General features: G+C 65.7%; 1 protein-coding gene and 2 pseudogenes. 2 read left to right on the top strand and 1 reads right to left on the bottom strand.

Annotated elements, in window-relative coordinates; genetic code table 11:
* Both AC097L_RS23690 and AC097L_RS23685 read left to right on the top strand, forming a co-directional pair.
* Nucleotides 1–590: pseudogene (locus tag AC097L_RS23690) on the top strand (bifunctional 3-(3-hydroxy-phenyl)propionate/3-hydroxycinnamic acid hydroxylase); the annotation flags it as partial.
* Between the two features lie 12 nt (nucleotides 591–602).
* Nucleotides 603–1484: an MFS transporter gene (locus tag AC097L_RS23685; RefSeq protein WP_479589189.1), complete on the top strand. Its 882-nt coding sequence runs from the start codon at nucleotides 603–605 to the stop codon at nucleotides 1482–1484.
* Here the strand turns inward: AC097L_RS23685 and AC097L_RS23680 are convergent.
* A pseudogene (locus AC097L_RS23680) lies at nucleotides 1442–1684 on the bottom strand (AMP nucleosidase); the annotation flags it as partial. The gene AC097L_RS23685 and the pseudogene AC097L_RS23680 sit on opposite strands and share 43 nt — an antisense overlap.

The raw sequence follows: 1684 nt of genomic DNA, 5'->3' as shown, positions 1-1684 counted from the left end.
GCGACACCCTGCTGGACACCTACCAGCCCGACCGCCGCCCGCACGTCAGCGACGTGATCGATTTGTCAATGTACCTGGGCAAGGTGATCTGCATCCCCGACCCTGTCAAAGCCGCCGAGCGCGATGCCGCCTTCTTCAGCGGCCAGGCTACCCCGCCGCCGCCTTTCCCCAGCCTCACGGCGGGCATCCTGCGCCACGCTGTGGATGGCTCGCTGCAAGCCCCTGCTGGCTTGCTCAGCCCGCACGGCACGGTGCGCCGGGGCACGCAGCAGGGCCGGTTCGACGCGGTAGTGGGCCTGGGCTTTGTGCTCGTCTCCACCGTGGAGGTCGCGTTGGGTGCGGCCCAAAACCGGTTTCTGGATGCCCTGGGGGCCCGGCGCGTGGTCATCACCGCCGACGGCGCTACGCCCGGTAGCTGGGCCGACGTAGACCACAAGTTCCTGCCCTATATGGCGCAGCACGGCATCAGCGCGATGCTGGTGCGGCCCGACTTCTACCTGTACGGCGCAGTCGCGCAGGCCGCAGACACCCCCGATTTGGTAGACGACCTGGCGGCGGATCTGCAGCGCCACGGTGTCTATGTGAATTAACCAGGAGCCACCATGCACGCTGCCACTTTTACCCCCGTTACTTCCACACCGTCCCGCTGGGACGTTAGCTACGAATGGAAAGCCGTCACCCTGCTGTGCCTGGGCTTTGGCCTGGTCGGCATCGACCGCTTCATGATCCTGCCGCTGTTCCCGGTGATCTCGAAAGAACTCAACCTCAACTACCAGGACCTGGGGCAGATCACCGGGGTGCTGTCCATCGCCTGGGGCCTGGCCTCCATCTTCATGGGCAACCTGTCGGACCGGCTGGGCCACCGCAAGGTGCTGATTCCGGCGGTCATCATCTTCTCGCTGCTGGCGGGCTTTAGCGGCCTGGCCACGGGGGTCGTCAGCATGATGGCCATCCGCGCGCTGATGGGGCTGGCCGAAGGTGCTTTCACCCCCGTGAGCATTGTGGCCACGCTGGACGCGTCCAAGCCCTCGCGCCAGGGCATGAACATCGGCATCCAGCAAATGGCGCTGCCCTTGTTTGGCTTAGGGATTGCCCCGGTGCTGGTGACGCAACTGCTCAAGGTCGTGGAATGGCACTGGATTTTTGCCCTGGTGTCGATTCCCGGCCTGGTCATCGCCTACCTGCTGTACCGCGTGCTGCGCAACACAACGCCTGCGGTGGCCGCCCTGCACACCGCTACCGCCGACGTGTCGGCGCACAAGTGGAGCGACGTGTTCCGCTACCGCAACATCCCGCTCAACATGCTGGGCATGCTTTGCTGGTTGACCTGCCTGGTGGTGCTGAGCGCCTTGCTGCCCAGCTACCTGATCGACTACCTGCACCTGAGCCTGGAGCAAATGGGCCTGGTGCTGTCGGCCATCGGCTTTGGCGGCACGCTGGGCACCTTGGTGATGCCTGCGCTGTCGGCGCGCACCAGGTGGTAGGCGGGCATTTGCGGCAGGCGCGGCGGTGCAGCCCCCAGGGCATCGCGCTCCTCGGCGGGCAGGCCCACGCGGCGGGTGATCACATTGCCGGGCTCCACAAAGGCGCAGTACTCGCTGGCGGGGTCGGCCATGGCGGCGTGCCCCATGCGCACGAACTCGTCGCTGTAGAACTGGTAATTGGTGAAAAGCACGAAGTTCTG

The sequence above is a fragment of the Rhodoferax sp. RT5P35 genome (genome assembly GCF_056521385.1).
The sequence above is the reverse complement of the archived record's forward strand: the minus strand, read 5'-3'. Positions and strand labels throughout refer to the sequence as shown.